General features: G+C 73.4%; 10 protein-coding genes. 6 read left to right on the forward strand and 4 right to left on the reverse strand.

Annotated features, from left to right (window positions below; all coding sequences use genetic code 11):
- Positions 1 to 7: 7 nt before the first annotated feature.
- On the reverse strand, positions 8 to 2,989 hold the full coding sequence (locus MB828_RS25045; protein ID WP_301650180.1) for a BTAD domain-containing putative transcriptional regulator: 2,982 nt from the start codon (positions 2,987 to 2,989) through the stop codon (positions 8 to 10).
- A gap of 137 nt (positions 2,990 to 3,126) precedes the next feature.
- A complete protein-coding gene (gene rpmB / locus MB828_RS25050; protein ID WP_003993230.1) occupies positions 3,127 to 3,312 on the reverse strand; it encodes a 50S ribosomal protein L28 in 186 nt (61 codons plus the stop codon).
- Positions 3,313 to 3,571: 259 nt separating this feature from the next.
- On the opposite strand from rpmB, the gene MB828_RS25055 reads away from it, so the two are divergent.
- Positions 3,572 to 5,245 (forward strand): DAK2 domain-containing protein, encoded by a 1,674-nt coding sequence (locus MB828_RS25055; protein ID WP_301650181.1) that lies wholly within the window; start codon positions 3,572 to 3,574, stop codon positions 5,243 to 5,245.
- 21 nt (positions 5,246 to 5,266) lie between these two features.
- On the opposite strand, the gene MB828_RS25060 is transcribed toward MB828_RS25055, so the two are convergent.
- The gene (locus MB828_RS25060) at positions 5,267 to 8,176 is read right to left on the reverse strand and encodes a tetratricopeptide repeat protein (protein WP_301650182.1); all 2,910 of its coding nucleotides are present in this window, start codon (positions 8,174 to 8,176) and stop codon (positions 5,267 to 5,269) included.
- Positions 8,176 to 10,002, reverse strand: coding sequence for an HSP90 family protein (locus tag MB828_RS25065; protein WP_133027283.1), 1,827 nt, complete (start codon positions 10,000 to 10,002; stop codon positions 8,176 to 8,178). The genes MB828_RS25060 and MB828_RS25065 overlap by 1 nt, the downstream gene beginning before the upstream one ends.
- Before the next feature lie 169 nt (positions 10,003 to 10,171).
- On the opposite strand from MB828_RS25065, the gene recG reads away from it, so the two are divergent.
- The 5 genes from recG (at position 10,172) to MB828_RS25090 (ending at position 15,594) form a co-directional block, all read left to right on the forward strand.
- A complete protein-coding gene (recG, locus tag MB828_RS25070) occupies positions 10,172 to 12,397 on the forward strand; it encodes an ATP-dependent DNA helicase RecG (RefSeq protein WP_301650183.1) in 2,226 nt (741 codons plus the stop codon).
- Positions 12,398 to 12,532: 135 nt separating this feature from the next.
- The gene (gene rsmD / locus MB828_RS25075) at positions 12,533 to 13,120 is read left to right on the forward strand and encodes a 16S rRNA (guanine(966)-N(2))-methyltransferase RsmD (RefSeq protein WP_133027285.1); all 588 of its coding nucleotides are present in this window, start codon (positions 12,533 to 12,535) and stop codon (positions 13,118 to 13,120) included.
- 26 nt (positions 13,121 to 13,146) lie between these two features.
- Positions 13,147 to 13,626 (forward strand): pantetheine-phosphate adenylyltransferase, encoded by a 480-nt coding sequence (gene coaD / locus MB828_RS25080; RefSeq protein ID WP_046733979.1) that lies wholly within the window; start codon positions 13,147 to 13,149, stop codon positions 13,624 to 13,626.
- 57 nt (positions 13,627 to 13,683) lie between these two features.
- A complete protein-coding gene (locus MB828_RS25085; RefSeq protein ID WP_133027286.1) occupies positions 13,684 to 14,787 on the forward strand; it encodes a cell division initiation protein in 1,104 nt (367 codons plus the stop codon).
- A gap of 156 nt (positions 14,788 to 14,943) precedes the next feature.
- The gene (locus MB828_RS25090; protein WP_133027287.1) at positions 14,944 to 15,594 is read left to right on the forward strand and encodes a YceD family protein; all 651 of its coding nucleotides are present in this window, start codon (positions 14,944 to 14,946) and stop codon (positions 15,592 to 15,594) included.
- The last annotated feature ends 1 nt before the right edge of the window (position 15,595 follow it).

Below are 15,595 nucleotides of genomic sequence, written 5' to 3' on the forward strand. Positions count from 1 at the left end.
CGTCCCCCTACCGTTCGCTGACCGCCGCTGACCGTTGCCGCCGGCCCCGCTCGTGGGCCCGGTCGTACTCCTCGGGCGACAGCCGCGCGCGGACGTCCGCCACCACCCGTACGACGTCCGGATCGGCCTCGGACCGGACGCCCCGCAGGCCCGTCGCCGCGCCCAGCAGCACCGCGGCCCGCTCCGCGGTGCCGGCGACGGACGCCAGCGCCTCGGCCACGTCGGCGAGTTCCAGGACGCCGGGACCCTCCACGGCGAGGCCGGCGGCCTGCCGGAACCAGTCGCGGGCCTCCTCGGTGTGCCCCTCGGCGGCGGCCGCCCGGCCGAGCCCGAGGAGACCGCGGACGGTCTCGCCGACGCTGAACCAGTTGGCGGCGCACTCCTGGAGGGCGTGCTCGTAGTGCACGCGCGCGCGTGCCGGGTCCCCGGCCAGCCGGGCCGCGTCACCGAGGCCGCGCCGGGCGGCCGCCGCCTTGTCGGGCAGCCCGGCGCCACGGGCCAGCGTCAGCGCCTCCTCGAAGTGCGCCTCGGCCGCCGCCGTGTCGCCCCGGTGCAGCAGCACGGTGCCACGGCTGCGCAGCACGTCGGCGGTCTCCTCCGGGGCGGCCAGCTCCCGCATGTACGCCAGGCCCTCGTCGAGCAGTTCCAGGGCGCGCCCGGACTCACCGCGGGCGTGGGCGGCCAGGCCCAGCGGGTCGAGGCAGTTGGCCATGCCCCAGCGGTCGCCGGTGGCCCGGTATCCCGCCAGCGCCCGGCTGAAGCACTCCTCGGACTCCTGCGGCCGGCCCGCGAACTGGGCGCGGAAGCCGAGGCCCACGTCGAGCAGGGCGCGCGCCCACGGGGAGTCGCCCGCCAGCGCGAGGGCGTGGTCGTCGGCGGCGGGCCGCGGACCGGCCGCGACCGCCCACAGCACCAGGATGTACGGCAGCCGCAGCGGCCCCGGGTACGCGTCCAGAACGGCGTCCACGCGCGCGATGAGCTCAGTTTCCTCACCCGCGCCGGAGAGCGCGTTGACCGCGCAGAGCACGTACTCCTCCTCCAGTCCGGCCGGCGGTGCGTCCCCGACGGCGGCCAGCAGCTCCCGTGCCGTCGTCACCCGCTCCCCGTACAGTCCGCGCAGCCGCCAGAACCAGGAGAGCGGACCCATCAGGCGCAGCGCGCCGTCGGTGTCGTGGCGCACCAGGTGCCGCAGGGCCGCGTCCAGGTTGCCGTGCTCGGCGGCCAGCCGGGCCAGCCAGGGCAGTTGCCCGCCGCCGCGCAGGTGCGGCTCGGCCTCCTCGGCCAGCCGCAGGAAGTACCGCGCGTGGGCGTCCTTCAGGTCCCGTGGTTCCTCGGCGGCGAACGCGCGGATCGTCTCCAGCATCCGGTAGCGCCCCTCGGACACCTCCAGGAAGGACTTCTCCACCAGCGAGGCCAGCACGTCCTCCGGGTACGCCAGCCCGCACACCGCCTCGACCGCGGCCAGCGTCGCGCCCCCCGAGAACACCGTCAGCTGCCGCGCCAGCTCCCGCTCCTCCTCGTCCAGCAGGTCCCAGCTCCACTCCACGACCGCGCGCAGGGTGCGGTGCCGGGGCGCCTTGGAGCGGTCGCCGCGTGACAGCAGCCGGAACCGGTCGTCCAGCCGGTCGGCCAGTTCGTCCGGGGTCAGGGTGCGCAGCCGGGCCGCCGCCAGCTCGATGGCCAGCGGCAGCCCGTCCAGGGCGGCACAGATGCCGGCCACGCGCGCGTGCCCCTCGAAACCGGGGCGCACGGCACGGGCCCGGTCCAGGAAGAGCCGTACGGCCGGTTCCGGCGGCAGCGGGGGCACCGGCACCAGGATCTCGCCGGTGATGCCCAGCGACTCCCGGCTGGTGGCCAGCACCCGCACCCCGGGACACGCGGCGAGCAGCAGCGAGACGACCCGGGCGGCCTCCGCCACCAGGTGCTCGCAGTTGTCGAGGACGAGCAGCAGCTCCCGGTCCTCCAGCGCGGCCAGCAGCCGGTCCGTGATGTCCGCGGCGGGACTGCGCAGCCCCTCCCGGACCCCGAGCGCGGCCAGGACCGCGTACGGGATGCGGGCACCGTCGGTCAGGGGCGCGAGTTCGACGAAACAGGCGGCGGGACGGTGCTGGGCCGCCTCGATCGCCAGCCGTGTCTTGCCCGCGCCGCCCGGCCCGGTCAGCGTGACGAGCCGGGAGCCGGCGAGGACGGCGGCGATCCGGCCGAGTTCGGGCTCGCGGCCGACGAACCGGGTGAGCTGGACCGGCAGCCGTGGCCGCTCCGGTGCCACACCCCTGAGCAGATCCAGATGGAGCGCGGACAGTTCCGGCGACGGATCCGCGCCCAATTCGTCGGCGAGCGTCCGGCGGGCCTCCTCGAACACCGTGAGCGCCTCGGCGGGCCGCCCGCCCGCGTGCAGGGCCCGCATCAGCTGCCCGTACAGCCGCTCGCTCAGCGGCCGGTCCGCCAGCAGCGCCCGCAGCTCCGGCACGAGCTCGGCACCGCCGCCCAGCGCCAGCTCCGCCTCGATCCGGTCCTGTACGGCGGCCAGTCGCAGTTCCTCGAGCCGCGCGGCCTCGGCGGGCGCGTCCGGGAGGTCGGGCAGCGCGGGCCCGCGCCACAGCGCGAGCGCCTCCCGCAGGCGGGCCGCGGCCCGCGCGTGGTCACCGGCGGCGAGTGCGGCCCGGCCGGCCGCGGCCAGTTCCTCGAAGCGATGCGCGTCCACGCTGTCGCGGGCGGTGACGAGGCGGTAGCCGGTGGCGGTGGCCTCGATCTCGCCGTGCGGGGCCAGCCGCCTGCGCAGCCGGGAGACCTGCGACTGGAGCGCGTTGGCCGCTCCGGCGGGCGGCTCGGCGCCGTACAGGCCGTCGGTGAGGCGCTGGGTGGAGACCGCGCGGCCGGCGTCCAGGAGCAGCAGGGCGAGCAGCGCGCGGGGACGAGGGCCGCCGGGGTCGAGCGGGGTGCCGTCGTCGGTGCGCAGGTCGAGGGGGCCCAGAATGCCGAAACGCATGGGGACAGCCTGTCAGGACACGACCACGCGGAGGCTCGGCCCCGGGATTTGGGGGCACGGCAAAAAGCCGGCCCACCTTTCGGTGGACCGGCTCAGTGCAGCGAACCAGCGGTGGCCGCGCGCTCAGCGACAGTGCGTCAGCGCGAGACCTTGCCGGCCTTGATGCACGAGGTGCAGGCGTTCACGCGCTTCGGCGTCCCGCCGACCACGGTACGCACACGCTGGATGTTCGGGTTCCAGCGACGGGACGTACGGCGGTGCGAGTGCGAGATGTTGTTGCCGAAGCCCGGCCCCTTGCCGCAGACGTCGCAGTTGGCAGCCACGGGTCACTCCAAAGACTTCAGATGCACTTACGGTTGAATCCCGGCTTGCCGGGATCGAGATCGAATGGATCTGAGATCTTGATTGGCGTTGCCAGGGGAATGGCCCGATCAGATCGGGCAACCGGAGCAGCATACAACGGCTGCGACGGTTAGACGAAACTAGCATGGCAGCTCAGGGGCCCGCTCCCGGCCCTCTTCCGGTTTCCGCCCCTGCGGGGTCTACGCTGCGTCCACGTCCGGCCAGCTCAAGGAGGCGCAGGTGGCGCAGGTGCCGCAGACATTCCTCGATGCTCTCGCGGTACGCACCTGGTGCGCTCTCGCGCTCGGGGCGCTCGGCCGGGCACGCGAGGAGATCGACGCGATCAACGTCTACCCGGTGGCCGACGGCGACACCGGCACCAACCTCTACCTGACGGTGGAGTCCGCCGCGGGCGCCGTGGAGGCCGTCTTCGCGGGCTACGAGCTGGGCGAGGAGGTCCCGACCCTCGCCGACGCCGCCCACGCGATGGCGCACGGGGCCCTCATAGGCGCACGCGGCAACTCCGGCACGATCCTGGCGCAGCTGCTGCGCGGCATGGCCCACGTCCTCACCGAGGGTGAGGCGACTCACATCGACGGCGAGGGGCTGCGGCTCGCCCTGCGGCACGCCGCCGACTCCGCCCGGCAGGCCGTCGCCCATCCCGTGGAGGGCACCGTGCTGTCGGTCGCCACCGCCGCCGCGGCCGCCGCCGACGGGACCGGGGACGACTGCGCGGCGGTCGCGCGGGCCGCCTACGCGGGCGCGTGCGAGGCGCTCGCGGCGACCCCGGGCCAGCTGGCCGCCCTGGAGCGGGCCGGAGTGGTCGACGCCGGCGGCCGGGGCCTGGTCGCGGTGCTGGGAGCGCTGGTGGAGGCGTTCACGGGGGAGACGCCGGCCACGTTCGACGCACGGGCCGCGGGGGCGGGTCCGCTCGTCCACGCGCGCGTGGACGCCGTCTCCGACGCCCGCGCCGAGAACCGCGCCGAGGCCGCCGGGCCCGCCTTCGAGGTCATCTACCTGCTGGAGGCCGAGGAGAGCGCCGTGGACCGGCTGCGGACCAGGCTCGACGCCCTCGGCGACTCCCTGGTGGTGGTCGGCGGCGACGGCCTGTGGAACGTCCATGTGCACGTCGACGACGCGGGCGCGGCCGTGGAGGCCGGGGTCGAGGCCGGACGGCCGCACCGCATCCGGATCACCCACTTCGGCGCCGGGGACGCGCACGCCGGCGGGGAACGGGCGCCGCGCGAGCGGGTGCAGCGGGCCGTGGTGGCCGTCGTACCGGGGGAGGGGCTGGCCGGACTGTACGCCGAGGCCGGTGCCACCGCCGTGCTCGCCCGCCCCGGGGAGCCGCCCGCCAGCGGGGAGCTGGTGGACGCCGTACGGCGCGCCCACGCGCGCGAGGTGGTGCTGCTGCCCAACGACGCCGACCTGCGGCACACCGCCGCCGCGGCGGCCGAGCAGGCCCGCGCGGAGGGCATCCGGGTCGCCCTCATCCCGACCCGCTCGGCGGTCCAGGGCATCGCCGCGCTCGCCGTGCACCAGCCGGACCGCCGCTTCGACGAGGACGTGGTCCAGATGACCTCGGCGGCCGGCGCCACCCGCTACGCCGAGGTCGTGGTCGCCGAACGCCAGTCCTGGACCATGGCCGGCATCTGCCAGGCCGGGGACGTGCTGGGGCTCGTCGACGGTGACGTGGCCGTGATCGGCTCGGACGTCACGGCCACCGCCGAGACCGTCCTGGACCGCATGCTCCAGGCCGGCGGTGAACTGGTCACCCTGGTCCTCGGCGACGAGGCGCCCGAGGGCGTCGCCGACCGCCTGCGGGCACGCGTGCGCGAGGCGTACCTCGCCGTCGACACGGTGGTCTACGACGGCGGCCGGCAGGGCGCCCCGCTCCTCATCGGCGTCGAGTGAACCCCTGACCGCGCGCCCCCCTCAGCCCTCCGTGGGCTCCAGCAGCTGCCGGGCCTCCGCCTGCCGGGCCCGGACCGTCTCGTCGGCCGGGTCGGCCCCCGCATAGGCGTCCAGCACCGCTCGCGCGCGTGCCGCCGCGTCCGCCGGACGGCTCAGGTCCGCCTCCAGCCAGCCCGCCGCGAGTTCGGCACCGGTACGGCTGTGCACCGCGTCCGCGCCGAGCCCGGCGAACACCGAGACCGCCGTCGTCATCTCCGCGAGCGCCGCCTCGAACGCCGCCTGGATCGCCGTGTCCTCGGCGTCCTCGGGCACCGAACGGGCCAGCAGGTCACCGAACTGCCGGTGGGTGTGACCGAGTTCACCGGCGAGCCGCTCCGCCGCGGCCGGGTCCGCGGCGGACTCCAGCGCCGCCTCGCACTCCCGGACCGCGTCCGCCATCAGCTTCCGCGCGCCCGCCGGCCCGTCCTCCGTACGCAGCGCCAGCCAGGCCCGGGCACGCAGCGACCGCACCAGGAAGTGCACGTTGCCCATCGCCCGCCACAGCTCGCCCGCCCGCACGTACGCCCGGTCCGCCTCCACCGGCAGTCCCGCGTTGCCCAGCGACTCGGCCGCCAGGTGGGCCAGGGTGGCGTGATCGTGCTGCTCGGGCCAGTGCCGGGCGATCTCGGCCGCCTGGAGCCGCCGCTCGGCCGCCGCGTGGTGCTCGCCGAGCTCGCTCAGGCAGTCCCCGAGCCACCACTGCGTCTGGACCACCACGCCGTCCCCGTGCGTCTCGGCCCGCAGATCCGCCAGCGCCGACTCCAGCACCTCGGCCGCCTCCGCGAACCGGCCCTGCCGCAGCAGGAAGCCGCCCAGCTGGTGCCGGGCCCAGGCGCCCAGCGTGCCGCTCTCGCCGGCCTCGTCGGCCCAGTGCGCGGCCTGGAGAGCGTGGTCGGCGGCCTCCTCGGCCGCGCCCCGCCCGCCGACCACCTCGGCTAGCTGCAGATGCAGCTGGGCCCGCCCGACCGGCTCCACGTACGGTCCACCGTGCTCCAGGGCCGAGCGCAGCGCCCGCTCCGCCTCGGCCAGGTCACCCTGCTCGTGGGCGAGCCCGGCCACCCGGACCTCGTACTCGACCGCGAACCACGGCAGCTCCGCGCCGACGAACTGCGCCGACGCCTGCCGGAACAGCTCGCCCGCCCGCTCCCCGTCCCCGGCCTGCTCGGCCAGTTCGGCGAGCATCGCCCGCCCCTCGGCCGCCCGGGACACCAGCCGTACGTCGGACCCGCCCCGCCCGCCGACCAGCGCCAGCAGCTCCCGTACGGCCCGCTCGGCCTCCGCGGCGCCCGTCGACCGCTCGTGCACCTGCCGCATCAGGATCCGCGCCCGGCTCATCAGCACGGAGGCCGTCTGCCGTACCCCCGTCGCGTCCTCGGCGTACAGCGCGAGGATCCGGTCGTACGGCTCGTCGATCCCGGCCAGCGCCTCGTCCAGCTCCCCGGACAGCGCCCGTACGTACGCCGCGCGCGCGTGGGCCGCGATCGCCTCGCCCCGGTCGCCCGCCTCCGCGTACAGCTCGGCCGCCCGCTCGAACAGCTCGACGCCCTCCGGGCCGCGCCCCATCGCCGTGTGATCGGTGATCTCCGCACGGACGTACGTGTCCACCTCGGTCTCCTCCGCGGCCCGCGCGACCGCCGCCCACGCCTCCAGGGCGTGCGGCTGGAGCGTGTCCGACAGCCGGCGCGCCTCGGCGAGCAGCTCCGGCAGCCCCGGCCGCTCCGCCGGGGGCGCGGGAACGGCCGGCCCGGCCGGCCGGGCGGGCGCCGTGCGCACCGCCCGCACGCCCAGCGGCAGCCGGTCCGCCAGCGGCTGCCGCGCCATGCGCTCGCGCAGCTGGTCGCCCACGTACGAGGTGCCGTTGCGGGCGTCGAACCGGGCGGCCAGCTCCAGGGCCTCCCCGCGCGCGTGCCCGGCGAGTTCGCCGGCGGTCCAGGTCCGTCCGGCCGGACCCGGCACCCGCTGTTCGCCGAGCCCCAGTCCGGTCAGCCGGTCCATCAGCAGCGCCACGACCGCCAGGAAGTCCATCCGGCTGCGCGGCTGCCCGCTGTCCGTGAAGTAGGCGGGACGTTCCGCCAGCAGCTCCAGACCCCGTGCCTCGTTGCCGGTCAGCGCGCAGAACTCCACATGGTCGGCGTAGGCGCCCCGCATGCTCTCCATGGGCCGGACCAGCCGGAAACCGCGCAGGTGGTGGGCGCGGGCCTCGTCGGCCCGGCCCAGCCGCAGCAGCGGGAGCAGCGAGGAGGCGAGGACGGTGTGCGGCTCGTGGGCGCAGCTGTACTCGCCCTCCAGGACCGGCCGCCACAGCTCCAGGGCCTCCTCGTCCCGGCCGTTGCGCAGCTGCCAGCCGCCCTGACCGTGCAGCTCGCAGGCGTGGCAGTCGGCCATCCGGTCCCGGTCCGCCGCCAGCCAGGCCGCGTACGCCCGCTCCGCGCGCGGCAGGTCACCGATGTGCCCGGCGACGCTGAACTCGGCGCTGCGCACGGCCCGCTCCGAGTGCCCGGCGAGCCGGTAGCGGTGCTCCATCTCGCCCAGCCACTTCTCGATCGAGGCGAGCGGGATGTGCGGCTGGTCGAGCATGCCGGCCGTCATCCACTTGAAGACCCAGTGCAGCGAATGCGTCTCGTACTCGTCGAAGTCCCCGGGCCGCTCGTCCCACATCCGCAGCAGCCGCGCGAACGGGACGAACATCTTGTCCTTCTCGGAGCTGTAGTTGTAGACCTTCAGCTGGTGCCCGAGCGCCTCGATCACGGCCAGCGGGATGTTCAGCTTCTCGGCCTCCGCAAGCAGCTGCTCCGCGCGCGCGTTGCGGGCGGGCCCCTCCGGCTCCTCGGAGTTCTCCGCCATCGCCCGGCGCAGCGAGTCGAAGTCGGCGGTCCTGTCGGTTCCGCTCATCAGCGATCGGCCTCCCCATGAGTGGCCCATTCCAGGAGGCCGATGAACGAGCGGTTGATCAGCGCCGAGTCGGCCGGCCGCAGCGGACGCTGGGCCATCAGCAGCGCCTGACCGTAGAGCGACTCGGTCGCGGTGCCGATCAGCTCCGGGTCCTTCAGCGAACTGATCCGCCGGATCAGCGGGTTCAGGTGGTTCAGCACCAGCCGCGCGCGGGGCGCGCTGCCGCGCAGCGAGCCCAGGATGCCCGCCCACAGGTCGTCGGCCTGCTCCTCGGCCTCCGCGCGGGCCTGCTCATGGCGGGCGGCACGGTCGTCCAGGTGCAGGGCGGGCACCGACAGGGGGTGGAAGGCCCGCAGCACGATGTCGCACTGCAACGGGTCGAGCTTGGCCCGCGCCACCGCCAGGAACCCCGCCAGCGCCAGCTCCTCCGCCGGGTCCACCGCGTCCAGGTGCGCGGTCACGGTGTCCGCGTCCAGCTCCGCGACCACGGTCCCCGGCCGCACCGACGGCAGCGCCTCGACCAGCTCGCTGTCGTACGTGTAGCCGCCGTTGACCACCCCGACGCCCTGCGCGGAGGCGATCGGCGCGACCTGCCGGTACTCCTCGACCGTCCGCGTGAAGTGCACCACCGGGTGCCGCTGCGCGAACTCCTCCAGGGACAGCTGCCCGTCGGTCGTCTCGAAGGGCAGCCACGGCAACATCGTGCGCAGCATCTCCCCGTCGTGCCGGGCCAGCGACTTCACACCCAGGTGGTGCACCGACAGGAAGGCGGACAGCCGTTCCGGATCCCCGGCCGCGAGACCGGTCAGCCAGGACCGGATCCGCTCACCGAGCGCCTCCCGCACGGCGGCCAGCGTCTCGTCCTCGTACAGCGACTCGCGGGACGCGGTGGGCCGCAGACTGTCCGTGTCCAGGACGCAGCGCACGAAGAACGCCCAGTCGGGCAGCAGCTGTTCGGCCCGCTCGGTGAGCAGCATCCCCTTCAGGTGCACCCGGTGGGTGGCCCGCTGGGCGGGACTCACCGCCGACGGCAGCACGTAGGCCACGCCCCGGATCCCGGCCAGCGGCACGTCCAGGGCGATCGAGTCCAGCGGGGTGAACCCGAACAGCTCGTGACAGTGCCGGGCCAGCGCCACCCGGCGGGTCGCGGGGGAGGGGTACGGCCGGTCCCAGGGCGCGGGCAGGTCGGTGACCGCCTCCTCGCCCACCCGGACGTCGTAGGGCAGCAGCGAACCGAAGTCCCGCGCGAGCTGGAGCACCCGCCGCTCGTCCAGCCACTCCGCCGCACCCGCCCGCGCCACCAGATGCACGGTGGTACCGGGCTCCGGCCGCGCCTCGGGCGGCAGCGTCCGCACGGTGTACGACCCGTCCTCGCGCGCCGTCCACTCCACGGGCGGCGCGCCCGGCGTCCGGGCACTGCGGCTGACCACCCGGATCCGCTCGGCGACCACGAAACAGGCCAGCAGCCCGATGCCGAACTGGCCCAGGAAGTCGGAGCGGGCCTCCTGAAGCCCGTCGCTCCGCTTGGAGCTGCGCCCGATGGTCGCCAGCAGACTGTGCACGTCCGACTCGGTGAGCCCGACGCCGCTGTCCTCCACCCGGAGCGAACTGCCGTCCGCGTACAGCCGCACCCGCGCCGGGGCGTCGGGCTGCTCGGCCCGTCTCGCGGTGATCGCGTCCACGGCGTTCTGCAGCAGCTCGCGCAGGTAGACCTTGGGGCTGGAGTACAGGTGATGGGAGAGCAGGTCCACCAGACCACGCAGGTCGACCTGGAACGTATGAGGTGACTGTGATGCCTGGGATGACTGTGAGGTCTGGGAATCCATCGTCGCTGCGCCGGAGGGGGGAAGACGTGGTCGGCGCGGGGTCGGGCGGTCCCTGATGGGGCGGTGACCGCGGAAGGATGGCCGGAGCGCGCCATCCTATGACTCAAAACGACCGTCTGACCAGGTGTTTCCCGAACCGTATCCGGGATTGTCAGTGGCGTGGTGTGCAATGGATCTCGTGCCCGCACTGGAAGAACCACTGAAACAACCGCTGAAGTCAGTGCTCGGCCCCGCCACCGCGAAGGTGATGGCCGAGCATCTCGGCCTGCACACCGTCGGCGACCTCCTGCACCACTATCCCCGCAGGTACGAGGAGCGCGGCCAGCTCACCCACCTCGCCGACCTGCCCATGGACGAACACGTCACGGTGGTCGCCATGGTGGCCGACGCCCGCCTGCACACGTTCGCCTCCGCCAAGGCGCCCCGCGGCAAGGGCCAGCGCCTGGAGGTCACGATCACCGACGGCAGCGGCCGGCTCCAACTGGTCTTCTTCGGCGCCGGCGTGCACAAGCCCCACAAGGAACTCCTGCCGGGCACCCGCGCGATGTTCGCCGGCAAGGTCTCGGTCTTCAACCGCCGCCTCCAACTGGCCCACCCGGCCTACGAACTGCTCCGCGGCGACGACCCCGCCGAATCGGTCGAGAGCTGGGCCGGAGCCCTGCTGCCCCTGTACCCGGCCACCGCCAAACTGGAGTCCTGGAAGATCGGCAAGGCGGTCCAGACGGTCCTGCCCAGCGCCCAGGAGGCCCTGGACCCGCTGCCCCCCTCCCTCCGCGAGGGCCGCGGACTGGTCCCGCTCCCCGAGGCCCTCCTCAAGATCCACCGCCCGGGCACCAAGGCGGACATCACCCAGGCCCGCGACCGCCTCAAGTGGGACGAGGCCTTCGTCCTCCAGGTGGCCCTGGCCCGCCGTCGGCACGCCGACGCCCAACTCCCGGCGGTGGCCCGCGAACCGTCCCCCGACGGCCTCCTCACGGCCTTCGACGACCGCCTCCCCTTCACCCTCACGGACGGCCAGAAGAAGGTCTCGAAGGAGATCTTCGACGACCTGGCGACGGAACACCCGATGCACCGGCTGCTGCAGGGCGAGGTCGGCTCGGGCAAGACCTTGGTGGCCCTCCGCGCGATGCTCGCGGTCGTCGACGCCGGCGGTCAGGCGGCCATGCTGGCGCCCACCGAGGTGCTGGCCCAGCAGCACCACCGCTCGGTCACCGAGATGATGGGCGAGCTGGCGGAGGGCGGCATGCTGGGCGGCGCGGACCACGCCACCAAGGTCGTCCTGCTCACCGGCTCCATGGGCACGGCGGCCCGCCGCCAGGCCATGCTCGACCTGGTCACCGGCGAGGCCGGCATCGTCATCGGCACCCACGCGCTGATCGAGGACAAGGTCCAGTTCCACGACCTCGGCCTGGTCGTGGTCGACGAGCAGCACCGCTTCGGCGTCGAGCAGCGGGACGCCCTGCGCGGCAAGGGCAAGCAGCCGCCCCACCTCCTCGTCATGACGGCGACCCCCATCCCGCGCACGGTCGCGATGACGGTCTTCGGCGACCTGGAGACGTCGGTCCTGGACCAGCTCCCGGCGGGTCGGTCCCCGATCGCCACCCATGTGGTCCCCGCCGCCGACAAGCCCCACTTCCTGTCCCGCGCCTGGGAACGGGTCAGGGAGGAAGTCGGGAACGGCCACCAGGCGTACGTCGTCTGCCCCCGCATCGGCGACGACGCCGACGAGGCGGCCGACCCCAAGAAGGCGAAGAAGTCCGCCGAGGACGAGGCGGAGAAGCGCCCGCCGCTGGCCGTCCTGGACGTGGCCGACCACCTCGCCAAGGGCCCGCTGAACGGGCTCCGCGTCGAGGTCCTGCACGGCCGCATGCACCCGGACGACAAGGACGCGGTCATGCGCCGCTTCACCGCGGGTGGCACGGACGTCCTCGTCGCCACCACGGTCATCGAGGTCGGCGTGAACGTCCCCAACGCCACCGCCATGGTGATCATGGACGCCGACCGTTTCGGCGTCTCCCAGCTCCACCAGCTGCGCGGCCGCGTCGGCCGGGGTTCCGCCCCCGGCCTCTGCCTCCTGGTCACGGAGATGCCCGAGGCCAGCGCGGCCCGCCAGCGCCTGACGGCGGTCGCCTCGACCCTGGACGGCTTCGAGCTGTCGCGGATCGACCTGGAACAGCGCAGAGAGGGCGACGTCCTGGGCCAGGCCCAGTCAGGCGCCCGCTCCAGCCTCCGCGTCCTGGCGGTCATCGAGGACGAGGAGATCATCGCGGAGGCGCGGGAGGAGGCAACGGCCCTGGTGGCCCGAGACCCCGAACTGACCGACCTCCCCGGTCTACGAACGGCCCTGGACGCCCTCCTGGACGAGGAGAGAGAGCAGTACTTGGAAAAGGGCTAGAGGTGACCACCTCAGGGGCGCGAGGAACTGCGCGACCAGCCACACCGCACCCGCGGCCGCCGTCGCACACCGGCACCCACCCCCGTAGGCCTGCCAAACTGAACCCGTGAAGCCGCCCCCGAAGAAGGACCCGAGATGACCCGCGTGATCGCAGGCGCAGCCGGCGGACGTCGGCTGACGGTGCCACCAGGCACAGGCACCCGCCCCACCTCGGACCGCGCACGCGAAGGCCTCTTCTCCACCTGGCAGTCCCTCCTCGGCGGCCCCCTGGACGGCGAACGCGTCCTCGACCTCTACGCCGGCTCCGGCGCCGTGGGCCTGGAGGCCCTCTCCCGGGGCGCCGGCCACACTCTCCTCGTCGAGGCCGACGCGAGAGCAGCCCGCGTCGTACGTGAAAACGTCAAGAATCTGGGCCTGCCCGGCGCCGAAGTCAGGGCCGGCAAAGCGGAACAGATCATCCAGTCACCGGCGCCGGCACAGCCGTACGACATCGTCTTCCTGGACCCCCCGTACGCCGTCTCCGACGACGATCTTCGGGAGATTCTCCTCACACTCCACTCAGGGGGCTGGCTCACGCCCGACGCCCTCGTCACCGTGGAGCGCAGCACCAGAGGCGGCGATTTCCGCTGGCCGACCGGCTTCGAACCTCTCCGGTCCCGTCGCTACGGCGAGGGAACGTTTTGGTACGGTCGCGCCGCCTCTACGTGCGAAGACGCACGATGACCGGACCGGAGAGCGAGGGATCACAAGTGCGCCGCGCCGTCTGTCCCGGGTCGTTCGACCCGATCACTAACGGACACCTCGACATCATTGCCCGTGCCTCCCGTCTCTATGACGAGGTCTACGTCGCCGTGATGATCAACAAGTCCAAGAAGGGCCTGTTCGAGATCGACGAGCGGATCGACCTGATCCGCACGGTCACCGCCGACTACGGGAACGTCCGGGTCGAGGCCTTCCACGGCCTCCTCGTCGACTTCTGCAAGCAGCGAGAGATCCCCGCCATCGTCAAGGGTCTCCGTGCCGTCAGCGACTTCGACTACGAACTCCAGATGGCCCAGATGAACAACGGTCTGTCGGGCGTCGAGACGCTCTTCGTGCCGACCAACCCCACCTACAGCTTCCTCTCCTCCTCGCTGGTCAAGGAGGTCGCCCAGTGGGGCGGCGACGTCTCGCACCTGGTTCCCCCGCCCGTCCTGGAAGCCCTCAACAAGCGTCTCGACAGGGACTGATGGGGCTACAGTCGTCCCGTCCGTCTCCAACCCAGCTGTAGAGAGTGGCGAGCACAGGTGGACGTGCAGAAGAAGCTCGACGAGATCGTGGCCACGGTCTCGGGCGCCCGGTCCATGCCCATGTCGGCGTCGTGCGTGGTCAACCGCGCCGACCTGCTCGCGATGCTGGAAGAGCTGCGCCAGGCGCTGCCCGGCTCCCTCGCGCAGGCCCAGGAGCTGATCGGCGACCGGGACCAGATGGTCGAGCAGGCCCGGATGGAGGCCGAGCGGATCATCGAGACCGCGCACGCCGAACGCGGCTCGCTGATCTCGGACACCGAGGTGGCCCGGCGCTCCCAGACCGAGGCCGACCGGATCCTCGCCGAGGCCCGTCAGGAGGCCGAGGAGGTCCGCGCCGACGCCGACGACTACGTCGACTCCAAGCTCGCCAACTTCGAGGTCGTCCTCACCAAGACGCTCGGCTCGGTCGGCCGCGGCCGCGAGAAGCTGCTCGGCACCGGCCCGGGCCTCGACGAGCAGGGCTACGTGGACCCGGAGGAAGACGACGCGCCCGAGCGCAGCCACGACCCCGAGACCCTGCGCCGGGACGCCGACGCCTACGTGGACGCCAAGCTGGGCGCCTTCGAGGCGGTCCTCGCCAAGACCCTGGAGGCGGTCGGCAAGGGCCGCGCCAAGCTGCACGGCCGGATCGCCACCGACGCCCTCGGCGTGCTGGCCGACGACAACACGACCTTCCAGCACTCCAGCGACGCCGACTACCTCGCCGACCTGGCGGCCCTCGCCGACCAGGAGGACCGGGCGGCCGCGCAGGCCGAGCAGCCCGCCGCCGCGCAGCAGCAGCCGTCGTACGACCAGCAGCCGGTGCAGCAGCCCGTGGCGCAGGATCCGTACGGCTATCCGCAACAGCAGCAGCCCGCGTACGCCCAGCAGGACGGGTACGGCTACCAGCAGGACCCCTACGGCTACCAGCAGGCGGATCCGTACGCCGCCGCCTACCAGGGCTACGAAACCGGCCAGCAGCCCGTCTACGACCCCCAGCAGCAACCGGCCGTCCAGCACCAGGCGCACCAGTCGTACGATCTCGACGAGACCAGCCTCTTCGACACCGGCATGATCACGCCGGAGCAGCTGAGGGCCTACGAGCAGGGCCGGGGACTGTAGCCGGGCACCCCGGGAGCCGGCCGGCACCGGCCGGATTGGGCCGACAGCGAAAGGTCCAGTATCCTGGCTCTTCGGTCGCGTCTACGTTCGCGATCAACGCTGCCCGGAGACTCCCTCCGGACGGCGTCCCTCTGAGCTCGAAGATCGAAAGCAGGAATGGCTCCTCACGCGCGCCTCGACCACCGCAACCCGTTCGTGTTCGACACACACGAGCTGGGACGGCGTCCTGGTGCCCTGCAGCGCCTGACCCGCACGATCGACGCTCCCCAGGACTTCGGTATCAAGGGAGTCATCGGAGTGCCGGAAGGCGCCCCGGTGGAGCTCGAACTCCGGCTCGAGTCGGTCATGGAAGGTGTGCTCGTCACCGGCACCGCCCGTGCACAGGCCGAGGGGGAGTGCGTAAGGTGTCTGGAGCCGGTCGGGCAGGAGCTCGAAGCGGACTTCCAGGAACTGTTCTCGTACCCTGACGCCGACGACCGGGGCCGCGTGATCGCGGAACCGGGCGACGACGCCGAGGACGACGAGGACAGGTACTTCATCGAGGACGGCCTGTTCGACCTCGAACCCGTGCTGCGTGATGCGGTGGTGCTCGCACTGCCGATGCAGCCGGTGTGCCAGGACGACTGTCTGGGCCTGTGCTCCGAGTGCGGAGCCCGGCTCACGGACGACCCGGACCACCACCATGACGCCGTCGACATCCGTTGGGCGGCTTTGCAGGGACTCGCCGGTTCCATGAAGGACGGCGAGAAGGACGAGATGAGCGGCGCTGACGCGGAAGCGGGCGTCGACGAGAAGCAGGAGAAGTAGC

This window comes from Streptomyces arenae (assembly GCF_022343545.1).
Taxonomy (GTDB): domain Bacteria; phylum Actinomycetota; class Actinomycetes; order Streptomycetales; family Streptomycetaceae; genus Streptomyces; species Streptomyces humi.